The organism is Lachnotalea sp. AF33-28, from assembly GCF_003477885.1.
In the GTDB taxonomy this organism is placed as follows: Bacteria; Bacillota; Clostridia; order Lachnospirales; family Lachnospiraceae; genus AF33-28.
In genome coordinates this window covers 276676-294530 of sequence record NZ_QUEE01000005.1, presented here as the reverse complement: position 1 = coordinate 294530, position 17855 = coordinate 276676, and the positions used below count along the sequence as shown (strand labels likewise).

The following is a 17855-nucleotide window of genomic DNA, read 5'->3' as shown; positions in this document are numbered from 1 at the left end:
GAGGGACAGAGTATGCCCCTCCATGCGCGGGAAGTTTGCGGCACTGTGAATAAGCATAACTAATCCTCAAATCAGCACGTCCGAAACAGCTCCTCCTTAGGGAAATCCGCCAGCAGCCCCCTCACCTCCTCAAGCGTTTCCGGTATAGCGTCCCTGATAAATTCAAGCACCATGATGGCGTTAAGGCACCACTGGGAGGTAAAGTTTGTGGTGATCCAGGGGATTTCGGACAGCACAGACCGGTTGCCGCAGTCCGCCAGCGTGCTTACGGCAAATCCCGTGTCGCAGTCATCCGGCAATAGCGCCCGAAACAGATACTGCACGGTGCGCAGGGCCAGCCCATGATCCCCAAGCTTTGCCGCGCCGTAGGCGGCCATAGCCGCGGCCATAACAGGATACAGGAACACCCGCTCTCCGACAAGGCCGCGGCTCTCTTCCCGCTTTTCCTCCGGAGACAGGTAATAAAATCTGCCGTATTGTGCGATCAGCTCTGACCATTTCTCATCCCCCAGAAGGTCGGCCAGCTCCATCCAGACCTGGGGCCCTCCCAGGGAGATCTGGAGATGTATGCCCCCGGTCGCGCTCTCTCCGATATATCTTAGATGCCCTGTGGCGGGGTCGTATTCGAAGTCAGGCCCCGACATAAGCCCCAGCGGCGCCGCCTTAATATCTTCCATGCCCGTAAGAATCTTCTGCAGATACTGTTCATCCTGGCCGCGTTCCCACTGGGTCATCCAGTTCGATACCATAGCCGCCCAGTCCGGGCCGCTTCTGGCATGGGTGGGCAGCTGGGACTGCCCGCTGCCGTAAACATACCGCAGGGGATCCATGGAAAGCAGGCTGTAATCGGCATCCTTCGTGTCCTCGAACACATCCTCAAAACGCCGGTCACAGAGCAGGTAATAGTGGAATCTGTAATGTCCCGCCATGCCGATGCGTATCTCCTTGCAGGAGCATCCCCAATGGCGCACGCCATGCCTTGTTCCCAGGCCTTTCAGCTTGCCGAGATGATAGACATCCACGTCGGAGGCATGGCGCGTCATCGCCTCCGCCAGCTTTAATATCTCCCCGCGGCCGCTCCGCAAAAAGGCCAGCCACAGCCACATGGTGGGCATGAGCTCGGTGTTCTGCCAGGCGTAGCCGCCGATATCGTAGCGCCAGATGTGGCGGAAACGGTCGTAGGTATGCATCACATCCCCATAGTCATACATGCCGTACCAGTGTCTGGCTTCCACTTCCTTCAGATAAAAATCCACGGCCCGGTCCAGTTCCTCCTCAATCCAGGCAAGCGCCTGCGTCTGTCTGGAGGGAAGGCTCCAATAGCCAAACGCGCGCAGATCATGGTAGTAAGCCGGTTCTCCAAAATACACCGGCGGATCGTTCACAGAGTGCGCAAAGCGGTTCAGATCATCCTCCGAAGGAATTATTTCATCCTGAAAGGCGATGCTGCAGTCGTTGGTATTGGCCACACCATAGGGTGTTGCGCCGACTTCCGGAAACCCTTCATAACAGGTTTCGGCATAAGCGCGATGGTCATAGTGCCTGTAATCATAGGCTCTCGCGGAGGGCGAATAGATCCAAATGACAGCCTCGGCCGCATCTGCAGCCAGCCCCTGAAGCTCCAGCCCCGACGGGTATTTCTGCCAGAAATCTTTCAGGCCCATGAGGATGCTGCCGTTGCTGCCGCCAAACGCCATGACGCCCGGCGCCCTTTTGCCGTGCAGCGCGTCCAGAAAACAACGGTCCGTCCCGGCGGTCCGCTTGCGGATGCCAAAATGCATATCGCTGTCCTGCGCCAGCTCATAATGATCCCAGACCGGACAATTCTGCGCGATATCCTTCAGCCGCTCAAACTCCTCCGCGGACGATATGTATGGCTGTATGTATGGCTGCATGTATGACTGCATGCATGACTGTATGCAGGGCTGTATACATGGCTTTTCCAGGGGCAGTCCCCTGATCTGCCTCTCATAGATCGGTCCTGGGCGCTTATGGTCCCACACCAGCATGAGGCTCGCGGCCTCATGGAACGAACCGTAATCTGTGCCGAATCGAATATGTCTGTCAAAGGTCTCGCCCGAAAGCGGACAAGTTGCCGCTATACCGATCCCCTTCAGGAAATCGGTCCTTTCATCACCGTCAAAAAGGAATGTATGCTGTATGTCAATCCGGTCCGTATCATGATACAGCTTGAGCCTTAAGATGAACGGAATTTTCTGTTCTCCGATTTCCGTCAGCTCATGGATACCCTCTAAGCGAAAGCTCCACATCAGAGGGCCGCTCTCCTCCATGACAGCGCTCTTAAGCACTCCTCTGCCCGAATACTGGATCTGCGTATCCAGCCCGGCCACATGAAAATGCCTCTCCAGAAGCAGCTTCAGGTATGCGTTCTTCATCCGAAGCCTTCCGTTCACCTTAAGATCCCGGAAAATCACGTCCCCCGATTTGGGGATTTCCAGGGACAGGGTGGGGGAACAGAATCTCCATCCCCCTTTTGTCTCCGTGCATTTTGCACGGCTTTCGGGCGCGCCGCCTCCGCCTGGGATGATCTCGGCGCACTCCCCCACAGCGCGGCTGTCGGCCGTGTGCGCAGCCCATTTTATGCTGCCGTCCGGCCAGTAGGCCGTGATCCTGGACTGTACGAAAACATCTTCCTTCTTTTCATTTATAAGGCGGAAACGGCAGTCATGAACCGCCCCCTTTTTCCAGATGCTCCCGAACTGCGCATAGCCGCCGGCCATGCAGTTTTCCAATAAATGAAGCTTCATCATATCCTCCTGTCTTCGCCTGTCTGATCCGCAGGCGTGATGGACTGTCTGTACTGCGAGGGCGTCACCCCCACCTTCTTTTTAAAAACGGTGCTGAAATACAGCTGCTCATAGCCGAGGGCCAGGGCCAGATCCTTTACCTGGATCGCGGGATTGCTGCCGATTAACTTCACAGCATGGGCGATCTTTTCATCAAGGACAAAATCATTATAAGTTTTACCGGTATAGCGGATGAATGTCTTCCTCACATAGGGCTGGCTGACATGAAACATGCCGCATATTTCCTGCAGGGAGTAGTTATGTTCCAGGTTCTGCAGCACCAAATCCTTTATCTGTCCAAAAAGCTCCCTGTCGCTTTTCGCTGCGGAGGGGCTGTCCATGCTTAAATTTTCGTCCAGGATGCCGGTTATATAGCATTTAATCTCCTCATAGCTGTCCAGGCAGAGAATATCTTCGTCGATCCGGTCATTGAGGGAAATGCGCTCTGTATTCAGGATGCCGGCCTTTTCACAGAGGGCGATGATCCAGTGGATCCTCTTTCTAAGGCAGGCGACCGTCACCTGATGCTCCTGCCAAAGGGTGAACAGCTGCTTTAATCCCTGCATCAGCCTCTGACGGTTCCGCGACAGGATCGAAAGCTCCAGCTGACTGCATAAACCTTCATCACCTCCGGTCTCCGGGCTGTCCCCTGATACTTTGGATGTCCCCGAACAGGTACAAAAGCTGCCGGGAATTATGCTCTGAAGCAGTCTCGTGCGGTAGAAATCCTTGATACCCGCTATTGTCGGTTCTGCGCCTGGAGCTGGCTCCAGCCGGATGCATACGGCAGTGCGTTTTTGTCTGGGTGCGCCGGAGAATTTGACGCAGATATAGCGGAACAGTTCGGTGGAAGACATCTGATCCGCCAGAAAGACCACCGAGTTTTTATAGTGAATCCAATAAATCCTTTTCTCTATCCGGGTGATGCAGTCAAAGAGCCGGGCCATATCGCCGGTATAGTAGACCATCAGCACGCGGCAGGGCAGGCATCCCAAATCCTCAAGCTGCCTGGCAAACAGTGCCTCGTCGTCGGTCAGGAAGGCCCTTTCCAGAAGGGACCTCGCGACGGTGTAGCGTTTTGTGAGGCAGGCATCCCGGATTTTCAGCAGCACATCCCTTAGTTCTGCCTGGTCCACGGGTTTGGTGATAAAGGCGTCAATGTTCAAATCAATCGCCGTTTTGGCATATTCAAAAGACTTGTAGCCTGTGATGATCACAATGTGGATATCAGGCGACAACTTTCTGACCTTTTCTGCAAGGGCCAGTCCGCTCATACCTGTCATCCTTATATCCGAAATCAAAAGCTGAGGTTTCTGCTGCCCGATCACGGGCAGAGCTTCCTCCGCGTTGGTACATTGGGCAATCGCCGTAAATATCTCAGTCCTCGAGACAAGTCTGTACAGAAAGCGGAGCATCGGCGGTTCGTCCTCTACTATGACTGCCCGCAGTCCGTCAGATTTCTGACTGTTCAAACGATTCACCTACTTTCCCTTCCAAGGTGACGATAAAGCCACCGGCAGCTGCGTTGTTAATAGTATACCGAAAATCGTTTCCATAATACAGCGACATCCTGACCAGTGTATTCTTGATTCCAATATTTGCATTTTCACGCAGGGGGGCCCGCAGCGCGGCCGCCTCCTGAAGCATTTCATGAATATCCTCCTTCATCTTAAGAAGCGCATCCTCCGGCATGCCGGCGCCGTTGTCATGTATGGAGATGTACCAGCAGCCGTTTCTCACGCAGCCCCAGATCTCGATGGCAAGCTGTGTGTGGCTGGGATCAAAGGCATGTTCAAAAATATTTTCCACAAAGGGCTGCAGGATGATCCGCAGAGTCTTCTGCCTGCGGATTTCCTCATCACATTCGATTTTAAAGGTAAGCTTATCCTCAAAACGCAGCTTCATCAGCTGGAGATATCTTTCTGTATTTTCCAGCTCCTCTTCAAAGGTGGCAAAGCTGCTTTCCTTTTCGGTGATGGCATATTTTAATACCTGGGACAGCATCTGGCAGGAATCGTAGATCCGGTCATCCCCCACATCCGCGCCCATGATCCCGATGATGTTCAGGGTATTATGGAGGAAATGAGGGTTGATCTGCGCCTGCAGATAGCTTAAACGCTCCTTTGACTGCAGCGTCTTGAGGGTGATCTCATTTTCTATCATGACATCCAGGCGCCGCCTCATTTTGGAAAATTCAGCATAGAGAATCTGTATCTCACGAAAGGGAACCCGGCTGATTTCCAGGGAATCCTCGCTTAGATTCTGCACCGTAGTGTCCTGCATTTTCTTCGTAAAGAGTGTCAGCGGCGAAGACATCATATGCGCGAACACACAGATTACCAGGAATGTCAGTATGGCGACGCTGAATCCTGTGACTCCGGTAATCGCAAAGTCCTCCCAGTTTTTGTGAAGGATATTGTTTTTAGAAGCAATCGTTACTACGCACAGGGGACTGTTTTGGGGGCGGGATACGGAGACCAGGTATTCATCCTTCAGCGTCTCCCGCAGAGCATCCGGATCTGCCGCGCCGCCCTTAGCGCCCGGGAAACGGCTGCTCTGATACAGCACCTTATCATCGCACAGCAGCATCATCTCAATGTCATAAAGGCCGCCTGTCTCAAGGAGCTGTGTCAGATTTTCTCCCGTGAGCTGGACAGCCAGAAAACCGATGACCCTGCCCGGGCTCCTCACCGACCGGACAAGGGAAAAACTTTCCGTATCCACATTAGGGACCGAAACGTCGGACACCGGAAGGAGGATTTCCTTCCCGTAATTGGTCCGGGCGGTATTAATCCAGTCAAAGGCCTCCAGAGATCCCTGCGGCAGGCGGTAGGCATAGTTGTACTGGCGGTTATAGCCCTCATTGGTCATAAAGTATCCCTCATCGCTGAAGAAAACGATGCGGTAGGAAGAGCTGCTGTAGGAATAGGAACTGATGGCCCTGGCCAGCGTGCTGTAATTGTTGGCATTCTCGTAGGCGGAGCTTTCGCTGTCATTTAATCCCTTGGCGGCTGTCAGGAATTTCTCATTGGATAAGAGGTCCAGGGATATGAAGGACATGGTGTTGCGGATCGACTCCAGCTGTACGCCCAGAAGCTCTCCGGTATAGTCCACCGCGCTCTGCATCTCCTGTTTGGTGGCATTCCATTTCAGGCGGAAAAGGACGGCTGTGATGCAGAACAGCGGAAGCAGCGCGGCGATGGAGTAGGTCAGTAATAATTTGCTTAGAAAACTTCCTTTTTTCTTCATCATATGCAGCGAATCCTTTCTGCAGGGCGCGCCTGCCTTCACTTCTTTCAGCCTTTTACCGAGCCGGCCGTCATACCCTCCAGGATTTTCTGGTTCAGGAATATGTACAGCAGGATCAGAGGAAGGGAAACCACGATCGCCGCCGTAAATAAATGCCCGTAGTCGGTGGTCCAGGCCGATTTTAACGAATACACAAACAGCTGCACGGTCTGCGTGCTGGAGCCCGACATATAATACTGCGGGTTCTGAAAGTCATTATAAATCAGCACGGAGCGAAGGATCACTACGGTCGCCGTGATCGGTTTGATCAGCGGGAAAATGATTTTGGTATACAGCGCGATGGGGCCGCATCCGTCGATGACGGCCGCCTCATCGATCTCCCGCGGCACGGAGCTTATGTATCCCTTATACAGCATGACTGCGAACGGAAACATGGTGGCGACCTCCACCAGGCAGAGTCCAAACAGCGTATTGGCCACATGCAGCATATTCAGCATCCAGTAGGTGGGGATGACAGAAGCGGGGACAATGAGTCCCGCGACGATCAGTTTATTGGAAGCCCTGCTAAGGAGCCCGGATCTGCGCTGCATGATCAGCGCGGTGGCCGAAGAGGTGAATACCAGAAACAGCACCGAACCCACAGTTATGACCGCGCTGTTTTTAAAGGCTTTCAGCAGAGCGTGGTGCTGATACTGGAAGATAAACGCGATATTCTCAAACAGATCCCATTCTCCGGGCAGCTTAAGCGTCAGCTGCGCGGCCTCCCCGGTTGTCTTGCAGGCGGTGACGATCACAAAATAAAATATAAGCCAATGTGTCACAAAGGTCAATGCCACCAGCAGTATCTCGGTAATCTTGGAAAAAGCACTTCTCTTTTTAATCATGACATATCAACCTCCCGCTTCGAGACGTAGGAATTGATCGGAAATACGATCACGGCGACGGCGATAAATAAAATCACATTTCCGGCAGTGGCCAGTCCGTAGCTTCCCCTGGCAAAGAGCTTGTAGATCGCCGTTCCAAGGACCTCAGAGGCATAGCCGGGGCCGCCTCCGGTCAGCGCCTGTATAAGGTCATAACTCCTAAGTCCGCCGATTAAGCACAGGGTCAGCACGGTGTTAAACGAAGGGATCAGCAGCGGCAGCGTGATCTTACGGAAGGCCATCCAGGGCGTTGCGCCGTCAATGGCCGACGCCTCATAGTAGGACTTCGGTATCGCGCACATGCCGGCGATCAGGATGATCGTCACCGTGCCGATTCCTTTCCAGATATCGGCTATGATACAGGACAGCAGCGCAAAGTGCTTGTCTGTAAGCCAGCGGACCGCATCAAAACCCAGGAACTGCAGAAACTGATTGACGGTTCCGGCAGGCTCTAACAGAGCGCGGAAAGCCAGCGCCACCACGACGTTACCCAGGAGATAGGGGAAGAAGATCACGATTTTCAGATAGTTACCGCTTCGTATGCCGCTGGAGACATAGCGGGCCAGCAAAAGCCCTCCTATTATTTTGACAGAGCAGGTGGTCAGGGCAAAGATAGCCGTATTGATCAGCGCTGTCCTGGTATTCGTCATTGAGAAAAAGGTAATAAAGTTTTCCAGTCCGACAAACCTGGCTTCCTTCAGATTCCAGATCGTCATGGAAAAGTAAAAGGACGCAAAGGTCGGAATGATAAAAACAATGATATAGATGATCAGCCCTGGGGCTGCCAGCCAGATGGGATAAGTCTTCCTGTTAAGCTTTTGCATAAATATATTCTCCCTCTTTTATAAATGGGGCGCTCCCTGTGAAGCAGCAGACGGCAGAAAACACCGAAGAGCGTATTCTGCCGTCTGTTTTTATAGTTACAGCTGCTTTGGATTTACCAGCCCTCTACGCCCTTTTGCTGCGCATCGGTGGCATTGTCCTTTTCGATCTCCGCGATCGCTTCCTCCGGGGAATATTCGCCGGTCTCCGCCATCTGCAGGATGGTAACCATATTGGAACCCTTGATGCTGCAGGTATATTCCATAACGGAAGTGGAGGCCTTAGCCACCCATTCCTGTGCTTCTCTGGCAGCGCTCGAAATGCTGTCGGGCAGAGTCACGTTATTGAGCATGAATGCGCCGGTAGGGGTAGTTACCTGGCAGTACGCATCGATGGCTTCACCTGTGGTCAGGTATTCCATCAGGGCCAGCGCGCAGGCTTCCTTTTCAGAATCGATATTGGCTCCGACACACCATGCCACCGGCATCCAGGTCGCTACGCCGCGCTCCTCTGCCGACTGGTCGGGAAGAGGGAAAAATCCGATGCTCTCCACCTGATCGGGCGCAACCTTTGAAAGCGTCGCCATGATATTGGTGCGGGAGAAGGTCATGACAGCGTCGCCGTTCGCCAGATCCGTGGCTGATTTTTCAAAGCTGACGGAGAGAGGATCTTCATCCTGATATCCCTTTGTATAGAGGTCGTTGAGCTTGTAAAGGCCTCTCATATAGGTTTCCGACTCGTGCAGCGTGATCTCACGGTTTGTGTACTTATCCGCAAATTCGGGATCTTCGTTCCACACATAATAATACTGGGACAAAAACAGGATCTGGGAACCCGCCCCGTCGCTGTAAGGGGTGGATACGGGAACCTTGTCAGTCTGTGTCTTGATGATTTCACAGTTGGCCAAAAACTCTTCCCAAGTGGTGGGGATTTCCAGATTCAGCTCCTCATAGACATCCTTGTTATAGAAGCATCCGGCCACATTGGAGGTGGTCATGGGGATACAGTAAACAGCGCCGGTTTCCTTATCGGACACGAGATCCAGGTAAGAGGACGCCACATTTTCACGGATCCAGTCCTGTCCGGACAGATCGTAAATATTGGCGGCCGGATCCAGCTTGTCCAGCTGTGCGCCGATGGAGCTCTGGAAAATATCCGGCAGGTTGCCGGTAGCGGCGCGGACCTCCAGCGTATAGACAGCTTCTTCGGAATCCGAAGAGAGCAGTTCCACCTCGATCTTACAGCCTGTCAGCTCTTCAAAGGCGTCAAACTGGGCCTGCAGGGCATCTCCAACCTCCCCGGTGGTGGAGTGAGCGATGTTGAGCGTGATCCCCGAGAAATCCAGAGCGCCGTCCTTCTCCCCTTCTGTTTCCGCAGAGCTGCCGGAAGCTGCGGGCGTTTCCACAGATGCGGTCTCTCCGGCATCCGATGACGGGGGCTGTGTGGGAGAGTCTGAACCTTTACATGCCGTAAGACCGAGAAGCATGCTTAGAATCAATGCAAATACCAATACCTTCTTTTTCATTGTAATCCTCCTGTATGTATAAGGGTAAGTGTTTGTTACGATTATATTTTACAGTATTTACAGGAATCTTCTATTTAAAATCAGAAACGGGCATATGGAAAAAAAGTGTTACTGATAAACACTAAAAACACAGTGAAGTATGCCGCCAGATACGGTATAATATCGATAGATATTATACCCGCGCTGATTTTCGTCTGCGAAGCAGACAATTACCGTAGAAAATCATGCGCATCCCCGGAGGGGCCATGTCAGCTTGCTGACATGGTATAATGTCAATAGACCTTATACCCGCACTGATTTTCATCTGCGCAGCAGAGATTCCGAAGAAAATTATACACTTTCCCAGGAGGTATCCCGTTATGGATTTAATCGTCTTTACGCTTACCGCTTTCGCATCCTATTGGTATGAGACAGAAATCTTTCTGTTTTTCGGCGGACTGTTCCTGGCAGCCAGGTTTTTATACTTCTGGTACCGGCCGTTACTGTGTGCCTGGCCGGCCAGCCGCGGTCTGGCGGGCCGGCTGGTTCTCGGATTGCTGCCGGCTGCCGCTTTCATGATTATACTGTTCACCCTGCAGACGATGGCATCCTACGATGTGGTAGGATTCTGGGTATTCTTCTATATAGTCCTGGGCTATGCCTGGCTGCTGGGAGGAATGCATCTGCTGGAACGTTTCGATCTGGCTTCCGCCTGCGATGCCGTCTATCTGGACAACAAAGCCGCGCTGTTTCCCATGGTGGGCGGCTTTATCGGCGTGACTCTCATATACGCGGGCGCCAACATCGGTGACGGACCCGGCTGGTGGGTCATACTGATCGCGGGCAGCCTGGGGTTTGCCGTGTGGTTCTGCCTGGCACTGCTCCTGGGCCACTGCTGCGGGATCACAGAGCGTATCACCGTGGGACGGGATATGGGTTGCGGCATCCGTTTCGGGGCATACCTGATTGCCAGCGGCCTGATCCTTGCCCGGGCGTCGGGGGGCGACTGGACCAGCCTGTACTATACGGTTCTGGAATTTACGGTGGGCTGGCCTGTGCTGCCGCTGGCCCTATTTGCCTTTCTTGCGGAAAAGCTTATCTCCCTTGCCCTGCAGGACGGTTACAGGAATGAAGCGGCGGGAGTCTTACTCTCTCTTCTGTGCGCCGGCCTTTACCTGGCCTTTGCATACATAGCGCTGTCTCTGCCGCCTTCGGTTACGGTTAATTTGATTTTAAAGATCAGGGAGGTGATGCCATGAACGGACCTGTACTTGCCCGCATACCTGCGGACTATTACTCCGAATACCGGTATGAAGCCATCTTTCGGGCATATAAATGGGATCCTCAGGTAGAGGATCACAATACCGTAGCGGATCATGCGGTGCTGCTGGACCGCGCGACCGCCCGACAGCTGGAAGAATGGGCGGAGAAGCTGACGGACGAAACCATGCGGATGGAGGAATCCATCAAGGGCCGGCCGGAACTCATCAAAAAGCTCGGTTTTCCCCGTGCGGTGGAAAAAGCCATCGGCCGCATGGATCATTATGACCCCGCAAAGCATGTCCGGCTGATGCGGTTTGATTTTCATCCCACCACCGAGGGCTGGGCGGTCTCCGAGGTGAACAGCGACGTGCCTGGCGGGCTGGCGGAAGCATCGGTGCTGCCGGCCATCGCACAGCGCTGCTTTCCCGGATATATTCCCCACGAAAACACGGCCCGTCACCTGCTGGAAGCCTTTCAAAAGAGGGTTGAGCCCGGGGCCAGGATCGCCTTTGTGCACTGCACCTCCTATGCGGATGACCGCCAGGTCATGCAGTTTTTAGGGGATTATTTTGAGGAGAACGGTTACCGCTCGCTGTATGCCGCGCCTGACCACATCGTCTGGGAGCAGAAGCGTGCGGTCAGTCTGATCCGGGGCGAAACCGGGCCGGTGGACGGCATTGTCCGCTTCTTTCCTCTGGAATGGCTGGCAAACCTGCCCCGGCGTTCGGATTGGGGCGGATATTACGATACCCTGACCCCTTCCTGCAACCATCCGATCTCAGTATTTGCGCAGTCCAAACGCCTGCCTCTTGTCTGGGACTCTCTGGGGACTAAACTCACGGCATGGAAGGCGCTGCTGCCTGAAACCTGCGCTCCTAATCTGTGCGGTCCGGGAGAGGGCTGGATCTACAAGCCGGCGCTGGGCCGGGTGGGGGAAGGCATCTCCATCCGTGAAGCGCTGACCGCCAAGGAATACGCGCAGATTCAGAAAACGGTCCGCAGGAACCCAAAGGACTGGATCGCTCAAAAACGCTTTGAAAGCAAACCCATCCTGTCGGCGGACGGCGAACCGTATCATCTCTGCATAGGAGTTTTTACAGTGGATGGAAGGGCGGCGGGCTTTTACGGCCGCGTCAGCCCCTATCCCCGCATAGACGCCAGAGCGAAGGATATCCCGCTGCTAGTGGAAGAAAAGCGCTGATCCTATAACACTATAAAGGAGGACATGCACAATGGATGAAAGATACAATACCTATCGCATATGGGCGCCGGATGACGCCCTCTGGACCCAGTGGGCCAAGCCGGTTCTGTTCGCGCACCCCCCGCAGTCCGATCCCTGGCCGATTACTCTGCCCGAAGTTTCATGGGCGCCGCGGCCGGACGGATATACAGCGGTCATCACCGATCAGCCGGGGGCCAGCGGCGTGCTGGAGGGGCTTTCGCTGGCGCAGCTGGGGTACCGGCCGGTGCCGCTTTATAACGGCGTGCCGGCCCCTAACAATCAGGCCGCATCCGTAAATGTAAGCGGCATCATAAGCGTGCTGTACAACGGCGCGGCGCAGCTTTCTGATGCGGCCCTTCCAACGGATGCGCCTCCCGCATTTCTGCTGGACGCTAACCGCATGAACGGGCAGGCAAAGCAGCCGGGCAGATACGATAACCGCTGGTGTGTATTTCCGCAGGATATGCCCTCCGCCGATTTTATGATCCACCAGGGAATCGGGCAGGTATTCGTCCATGCGGACTCCATCCCGAATGATTTAACCCATATACTGCGGCGCTATCAGGAAAAGGGCATACGGATCCTGCATTTCCGGGATTACGGCGCTGTCAGGGAATTGGAGGTCATCCGGCCGTCCCACTTTAAAGGGCTGATGTATCGTTTCAGCACCATGCTGGGTCTGACACAAAATGCCGCAGGCGGCTTCGGCGGCAGGATACCTGAACCGACGCAAACTTCAGGGGAAAGGTTTTACGGGGTTGGTTGAAGCCGCGTTCAAAACGCGGCTTCCGGCATGATATAATTAATAAATACCGCCACTATGAGAATGCCGGCTATAACCAGCCCCCACAGGGCATTGATGCAGACTGCCAGCACATTGACCGGGCTGCGGCTTTCACTGTTTTTTACACAGATAACCGACAGGATCAGGCCGGCGGCAGCCAGCACGATATTGGTCACAGCCCATATGCTGCGCGCCGTTTCGGACAGGCCTATGTGCAGAGGGCCCGCAAGCAGCGCCGCTAACGGCAGTATGCTGATGATCAGTGCTGCTTTGCTTAACTTTTGGTATTTTTTATTTTCCATCTTTATTTACCTCATCTCTTTCTTCCCAAATCGGGTGACAGCCAGCCCCAGCATCAATACAAGGACCAGGGCTGCACATGGTACAAAGGGCATCAGTGCAAATGTCCCGCCGGAGGATGCGGCTGTAAAATCGTGGAGCGAACAGGTTACCAGATAGCCGCTGTAACAGTAAGGATATAAGATCCAGATCGGTGTATTGGCGGCCAGGACCCCAGGGATTACCAGCAGCAGGTTCAGGCCAACCGACAGCAGCGGCTTTTCAAACACAACTGTGACGGCCCACATCGCGGCCGTGCAGGGAAGCATTGTAATAAACAGTCCGGCGCACCATTTCAGCAGATACGGCGCCGGAAGGGCTTCGGCTATTCCCGCCGTCTTAACCGCTATCAGGCCTGCAGCGGCGAACATTCCGAAAAATACCGCCATCTCCATAAACAGATAAAACAGGAGAACACAGAATTTTGCCATCGAAAGCGCATACCGGCTGACCGGCAGAGCCAGCATCTTCAGGATGCCGCTGTTCTGTGTTTCCCGTCCGGCGATCATCACACACACCACAATCATGCTGAAGGGCAGCAGATAGTAGGCGTAGACCAGGGCGCTCTGGATAAACATGGCCGGCCATGCATCCGTGTATTCCGGCGTAAAGTATCTGCTCAAGTTAGCGATTCCCGTGCTCACCACCAGCAGCGGAGCGATAAAGATCAAAGGAATGATCCTCGAGCGTCTCACTTTCATAAATTCAATTTTCAGCAGGTCTAAGAAATTCATTTCGGCCCTCCTCATTCACAGCGCATATTTTTGGCCGCCCAAAGTCCGGCGGTAAGAAAAAGGGCGGTCTCAGACAGCGATGCAACGCAGACCGCCGTATCCGCCCGGGCGCTCATGGCCACTGCCGGCTTTAACATCAGGACGAACGGATGGAGCAGAAACAGCCCTGCATCCGTGGATGCAAACGCCATGCCGGTTAAGAACCCTGCCACCCCGATTCCCAGCGGCACCCACAGATTCTCAAACCGCGATGAAATAAACAGCATGAAGGCCAGCACCGGCATGGAGGTAACATATGAGTATCCTGCAAAGACCAGCAGCGTTTCCCAATCAAATGCTCCCTCCGGCAGATTTGTCACGCCGATCCGCGCCAGTGAAAGATTCTGCAGGATGACCGCGGCCAGAAATGCCGCGCTTACTATCAGGAATTTACAGAAATAGATTCCCGCAGTGCTCACCGGAAGCGTGAATATCTTCCTCACCGCATTCCCCTTAAATTCCATGTAAAAGACCATACAGGCCGCACATACGATTCCGAACATATTGAGCACAACGAGCATGCCGTAGAGCTGGGTCATGAGGACGTCCATCGGGTCCAGAGGAAGATTCAGCAGCGTTTTCCTGCGCACCAGGAAATTTACAAAGGCATATGCGGCTCCCAGTATCCCGGCTGCAAGCAGCACGGGGATCACGCCTGTCCTCTTTTCTTTGCCAAGCTCAATCATAAGCGTTCTCATATTACCGCCCTCTGCTTTCTGGCCGCATTGTCCTGATCGATCATGGTGAGGAACATCTCCTCCAGATTGTCGGAAGCAAATCCCATATTCGAAGCGTTTTCCCGCAGCTTTTCAAGGCTTCCCTCAAATAAAAGGCGTCCGTGGTTCAGTATGCCGATATCATCCGCAATCAGCTCAATCTCAGAGAGCATGTGGGAGGATATCAGCACCGAACAGTCATAGAGGCCGGGCAGAGATTTGACCAGGCCGCGGATCTCATGGATTCCGGACGGATCAAGGCCGTTTGTAGGTTCATCCAATATCAGGATGGGCGGACGGCCGATCAGCGCGCCGGCAAGTCCCAGGCGCTGCTTCATGCCGAGGGAATATTTCCTGGCCAGACGTCCGCCAAACTCCGCGAGCCCCACCAACTCCAGCGCATCGTCCACCGCATCCGCCGAGAGCCCTAAAATCCTGCGGATGATGTCCAGATTCTCCCTGCCTGTCAGGTTGGCGTAATAGGACGGCGATTCAATGAACGAACCGATTTCCTTCAGGATCTCCCTGCGCTCGCCGGGAAAATGCTTTCCGTCCACAGTAAAGCTCCCCGATGTGGGAGCCGCAAGCCCCAGCAGCATCTTCATCGTAGTCGATTTCCCGGCCCCGTTTGGGCCGAGAAACCCGTAGATGCTTCCTCTTCGGACATGAAGGGAAACATGATTGACGGAAATGAAATCCTTATACTTTTTTGTGAGCTGATCCGTTGTGATGATGTAATCCATAGATATATCCACTCCTTTCACTGTCACCAACCGAAGGTTGATGACCTGCGCACACTTCAGTGTGCTTCCTCTTTCACTGTCACCAACCGAAGGTTGATGACCACTTCTGTGTGCTTCCTGATTCGTTATATCCATCATACGGTGCCATCCTGAAACCCACATTTCCGCTGCCTTACTTTTACCTTACTTTTACCCCGAATGCCACACGTCAAACTGCTGACATGATATAATATCGGCAAGGAGGTAAACATCATGGACAATTCCTTTTTACACAGCAAAAAGATCCTGCTGGTTGACGATGAGCCGGATCTTCTGAACATGGTTTCTGCGATTTTAAAAGACGATGGGTTTCAGGATATCACCGCTGTTTCTACTGTCCGTGAGGGATTAGCCGCCGTGCGATGCGGGCGGCCGGATCTGGCGGTGCTCGATGTGATGCTGCCGGACGGCGACGGCTTTGCCCTTTACAGACAGATCCGCAATGTCTCTGACATGCCCGTAATCTTTCTGACAGCGAGGGATGAAGCCTCTGACAAGCTGGCCGGTCTGGGGCTTGGAGCCGATGATTATATCGTAAAACCCTTCATGCCCCAGGAATTCCTGCTGCGGGTTTATGCGGTTCTCCGCCGCTGTTTTAAAGATGAGGCCCCCCTGCTTAAGCTCGACGCATGTACCGTTGATTTCAGCCGCGCCGAAGTCATAAAAGACGGCGTGACGATCCCCCTCACTGCCAAAGAATACGCGCTGCTGGAAACACTTGCCCGAAACGGAGGCAGGATCATCACCACAGATGCGCTGTGCGAGGCGCTGTGGGGAGACAATCCGTTCGGATATGAAAACAGCCTGAACGCTCATGTAAGGCGTGTCCGGGAAAAAATAGAAGCAGACCCCTCCAGACCGGTTTCACTCATCACCGTTAAGGGACTGGGCTATAAGCTTAAGACAAGGACGTGAATCCATGAAATCATTCGGTAAATATATTTCCAGGCATCTGCTCACATTCGCCTCCGTTATCATCGCACTTGTAATACTCAATGTGCTCACATTCGGCATCACTTTTTATAAAATTATTGCGAAAGATTATGGGGAAGCCTCCCCGCAGAACATGCTGGAGACAGCGTCAGAGGCCTCATCGGCAGACGGGATCACGGAAGATGCGCGGCACATACTGGAAGCCAATCATATCTGGGCCATGTATCTGGATATAGACGGGAACTGCGTTTGGACTGCCGGAACGCCTGCAGGCCTCCCCAATCACTACTCCCTCCAGGATGTGGCTCTCTTTTCCAGAGGTTATCTGAACGATTATCCCGTTTTTGTCAGGAACACGGATGACGGCCTGCTGGTATTGGGCTATCCCAAAGACAGCTATACCAAGCTCACCGGAAACTATCTGTCCGTCCGCACGGTCAGGACACTGCCGGTATATATCACCGCGGTCCTCGCGGCGGACATCCTGCTGCTGTTTGCACTATATTACGTATCCAAACGCAAAATTATGCGTAATACCGATCCCATTATCGAATCCATAGAGGCTCTGTCCGATGAAAAACCGGTGCATCTTAAACTGAACGGGGATCTGGCGGAGGTTGCAGACAGTATCAACAGAGCATCCCGGGTCCTTAACAGGCAGAATGAGGCCCGCGCGAACTGGATCAGCGGTGTATCCCATGATATCAGGACCCCGCTGTCCATGATCATGGGATACGCCGCAAAGATTGAGGATAATATAGAAGCTGGTCAGCCGATCCGGGAACAGGCCGGCATCATCCGCCGGCAGAGTGTCAGGATCCGGGAGCTGGTGCAGGATCTGAATCTGGTTTCACAGCTGGAATACGAGATGCAGCCGCTTCACAGAGAAAGGGTGCGCCTGTCCGCCCTGCTTCGTTCCTATGTGGCGGATCTGCTGAACGGAGGGCTTGAAGACCGTACTTCTGTGGAACTTTTAATCGGACCCGGCACAGAAGAAGCCGTGATGGAATGTGACGCCCGTCTGATCACACGTGCGGTCGGCAATCTTGTGCAAAACAGCATACACCACAATCCATCCGGCTGCAATATCACGCTGGCTCTTCTTCAGTCGGACGGAGATCTCACTGTCAGCGTCCGGGACAACGGGGTCGGTCTGACCCTCCAAAAGCAAAAAGAGCTGGCAGAAACTCCGCATTACATGGAGAGTACCGATGAACGGCTGAATCTGCGGCACGGGCTGGGTCTGCTGCTGGTGCGCCGGATCACAGAAGCCCACGGCGGATCCATGCACATAGAAAATCCGCCTGAAGGCGGAGTCTGCGTGTCTTTAACCTTCCGGCAGACAATTCGGCCGCATTAGATCCCCTTCTGGACTTCGTCCGCCAGCTTTAATATCTCCGGAGCGATCTTTGCCCTCCTCGCCCTGGTGATCCACTTATACAGAGGAAAGGCCGCGGCCATGCCGGCGATCCCGATCAGTCCCACCGGTATGCCCAAAACGAACAGCGCATTGCCCCATACCGTTACACAGCACATGCCCAGGCCAAACACCAGGGTTCCAGTGACGCCGACAGCCAGCGCAGCCACCATGCCCAGCGTTTCCGTGCTCCTGTCGAGCCGTCGGAGCTGTTCCATCTTATCCTCCGTTCTGGGAAGGTACTTCTGGCGTATGCCGTCTATCTCCTCTTTTTGTTTTGCAGAATAAGTATAATGAAATGACTGATCCTGTTTATCCATG

Annotated in this window: 16 protein-coding genes; 5 read left to right on the top strand and 11 right to left on the bottom strand. The window is 53.8% G+C overall.

Annotated features, from left to right (window positions below):
- Positions 1 to 71 precede the first annotated feature (71 nt).
- The 6 genes from DWZ56_RS09590 to DWZ56_RS09565 form a co-directional block, all read right to left on the bottom strand.
- Positions 72 to 2768, bottom strand: a complete 2697-nt coding sequence (locus tag DWZ56_RS09590) for an exo-rhamnogalacturonan lyase family protein (protein WP_118556408.1) — start codon at positions 2766 to 2768, stop codon at positions 72 to 74.
- Entirely contained in the window at positions 2768 to 4279 is a 1512-nt protein-coding gene (locus DWZ56_RS09585) for a response regulator (RefSeq protein ID WP_147369412.1), read from the bottom strand. The genes DWZ56_RS09590 and DWZ56_RS09585 overlap by 1 nt, the downstream gene beginning before the upstream one ends.
- Entirely contained in the window at positions 4260 to 6059 is a 1800-nt protein-coding gene (locus tag DWZ56_RS09580) for a sensor histidine kinase (RefSeq protein WP_147369411.1), read from the bottom strand. The genes DWZ56_RS09585 and DWZ56_RS09580 overlap by 20 nt, the downstream gene beginning before the upstream one ends.
- Positions 6060 to 6103: 44 nt before the next feature.
- The gene (locus DWZ56_RS09575) at positions 6104 to 6940 is read right to left on the bottom strand and encodes a carbohydrate ABC transporter permease (protein WP_118556402.1); all 837 of its coding nucleotides are present in this window, start codon (positions 6938 to 6940) and stop codon (positions 6104 to 6106) included.
- Positions 6937 to 7803, bottom strand: coding sequence for a carbohydrate ABC transporter permease (locus DWZ56_RS09570; protein WP_118556400.1), 867 nt, complete (start codon positions 7801 to 7803; stop codon positions 6937 to 6939). Before DWZ56_RS09570 ends, DWZ56_RS09575 begins: the two co-directional genes overlap by 4 nt.
- A gap of 113 nt (positions 7804 to 7916) precedes the next feature.
- Positions 7917 to 9326: an ABC transporter substrate-binding protein gene (locus DWZ56_RS09565; protein WP_118556398.1), complete on the bottom strand. Its 1410-nt coding sequence runs from the start codon at positions 9324 to 9326 to the stop codon at positions 7917 to 7919.
- 359 nt (positions 9327 to 9685) lie between these two features.
- On the opposite strand from DWZ56_RS09565, the gene DWZ56_RS09560 reads away from it, so the two are divergent.
- Genes DWZ56_RS09560 through DWZ56_RS09550 form a run of 3 tightly spaced genes read left to right on the top strand, consistent with a single transcriptional unit; the run spans position 9686 to position 12556 of the window.
- On the top strand, positions 9686 to 10564 hold the full coding sequence (locus DWZ56_RS09560) for a hypothetical protein (protein ID WP_118556396.1): 879 nt from the start codon (positions 9686 to 9688) through the stop codon (positions 10562 to 10564).
- Entirely contained in the window at positions 10561 to 11769 is a 1209-nt protein-coding gene (locus DWZ56_RS09555) for a glutathionylspermidine synthase family protein (RefSeq protein WP_118556394.1), read from the top strand. Before DWZ56_RS09560 ends, DWZ56_RS09555 begins: the two co-directional genes overlap by 4 nt.
- Positions 11770 to 11800: 31 nt before the next feature.
- Positions 11801 to 12556 (top strand): hypothetical protein, encoded by a 756-nt coding sequence (locus DWZ56_RS09550; RefSeq protein WP_118556392.1) that lies wholly within the window; start codon positions 11801 to 11803, stop codon positions 12554 to 12556.
- Between the two features lie 8 nt (positions 12557 to 12564).
- Here DWZ56_RS09550 and DWZ56_RS09545 read toward each other — a convergent pair whose 3' ends face one another.
- From DWZ56_RS09545 to DWZ56_RS09530, 4 genes are read right to left on the bottom strand one after another with little or no spacing between them, the layout of a single operon-like run.
- A complete protein-coding gene (locus DWZ56_RS09545) occupies positions 12565 to 12876 on the bottom strand; it encodes a hypothetical protein (RefSeq protein WP_118556390.1) in 312 nt (103 codons plus the stop codon).
- Between the two features lie 6 nt (positions 12877 to 12882).
- Complete coding sequence (locus DWZ56_RS09540) at positions 12883 to 13647, bottom strand: ABC transporter permease (RefSeq protein WP_118556388.1); 765 nt, start codon at positions 13645 to 13647, stop codon at positions 12883 to 12885.
- An 11-nt stretch (positions 13648 to 13658) separates the two neighbouring features.
- Complete coding sequence (locus tag DWZ56_RS09535; RefSeq protein ID WP_118556386.1) at positions 13659 to 14384, bottom strand: ABC transporter permease; 726 nt, start codon at positions 14382 to 14384, stop codon at positions 13659 to 13661.
- Entirely contained in the window at positions 14381 to 15145 is a 765-nt protein-coding gene (locus tag DWZ56_RS09530) for an ABC transporter ATP-binding protein (RefSeq protein ID WP_118556458.1), read from the bottom strand. Before DWZ56_RS09530 ends, DWZ56_RS09535 begins: the two co-directional genes overlap by 4 nt.
- A 252-nt stretch (positions 15146 to 15397) precedes the next feature.
- On the opposite strand from DWZ56_RS09530, the gene DWZ56_RS09525 reads away from it, so the two are divergent.
- On the top strand, positions 15398 to 16099 hold the full coding sequence (locus DWZ56_RS09525; RefSeq protein WP_118556384.1) for a response regulator transcription factor: 702 nt from the start codon (positions 15398 to 15400) through the stop codon (positions 16097 to 16099).
- A 4-nt stretch (positions 16100 to 16103) separates the two neighbouring features.
- Positions 16104 to 17477 (top strand): sensor histidine kinase, encoded by a 1374-nt coding sequence (locus DWZ56_RS09520; RefSeq protein ID WP_118556382.1) that lies wholly within the window; start codon positions 16104 to 16106, stop codon positions 17475 to 17477.
- On the opposite strand, the gene DWZ56_RS09515 is transcribed toward DWZ56_RS09520, so the two are convergent.
- Positions 17474 to 17854 carry a hypothetical protein gene (locus DWZ56_RS09515; RefSeq protein ID WP_118556380.1) on the bottom strand — a complete coding sequence of 127 codons (381 nt, stop codon included), beginning with the start codon at positions 17852 to 17854 and terminating at the stop codon, positions 17474 to 17476. The genes DWZ56_RS09520 and DWZ56_RS09515 overlap by 4 nt on opposite strands.
- Position 17855: the final 1 nt, after the last annotated feature.

Coding starts and splice junctions, on each gene's coding strand:
- DWZ56_RS09590 (WP_118556408.1), bottom strand. CDS start 2,768: ATGAAGCTTCATTTATTGGAAAACTGCATGGCCGGCGGCTATGCGCAG.
- DWZ56_RS09580 (WP_147369411.1), bottom strand. CDS start 6,059: ATGATGAAGAAAAAAGGAAGTTTTCTAAGCAAATTATTACTGACCTAC.
- DWZ56_RS09575 (WP_118556402.1), bottom strand. CDS start 6,940: ATGATTAAAAAGAGAAGTGCTTTTTCCAAGATTACCGAGATACTGCTG.
- DWZ56_RS09570 (WP_118556400.1), bottom strand. CDS start 7,803: ATGCAAAAGCTTAACAGGAAGACTTATCCCATCTGGCTGGCAGCCCCA.
- DWZ56_RS09565 (WP_118556398.1), bottom strand. CDS start 9,326: ATGAAAAAGAAGGTATTGGTATTTGCATTGATTCTAAGCATGCTTCTC.
- DWZ56_RS09560 (WP_118556396.1), top strand. CDS start 9,686: ATGGATTTAATCGTCTTTACGCTTACCGCTTTCGCATCCTATTGGTAT.
- DWZ56_RS09555 (WP_118556394.1), top strand. CDS start 10,561: ATGAACGGACCTGTACTTGCCCGCATACCTGCGGACTATTACTCCGAA.
- DWZ56_RS09550 (WP_118556392.1), top strand. CDS start 11,801: ATGGATGAAAGATACAATACCTATCGCATATGGGCGCCGGATGACGCC.
- DWZ56_RS09545 (WP_118556390.1), bottom strand. CDS start 12,876: ATGGAAAATAAAAAATACCAAAAGTTAAGCAAAGCAGCACTGATCATC.
- DWZ56_RS09540 (WP_118556388.1), bottom strand. CDS start 13,647: ATGAATTTCTTAGACCTGCTGAAAATTGAATTTATGAAAGTGAGACGC.
- DWZ56_RS09535 (WP_118556386.1), bottom strand. CDS start 14,384: ATGAGAACGCTTATGATTGAGCTTGGCAAAGAAAAGAGGACAGGCGTG.
- DWZ56_RS09530 (WP_118556458.1), bottom strand. CDS start 15,145: ATGGATTACATCATCACAACGGATCAGCTCACAAAAAAGTATAAGGAT.
- DWZ56_RS09525 (WP_118556384.1), top strand. CDS start 15,398: ATGGACAATTCCTTTTTACACAGCAAAAAGATCCTGCTGGTTGACGAT.
- DWZ56_RS09520 (WP_118556382.1), top strand. CDS start 16,104: ATGAAATCATTCGGTAAATATATTTCCAGGCATCTGCTCACATTCGCC.
- DWZ56_RS09515 (WP_118556380.1), bottom strand. CDS start 17,854: ATGGATAAACAGGATCAGTCATTTCATTATACTTATTCTGCAAAACAA.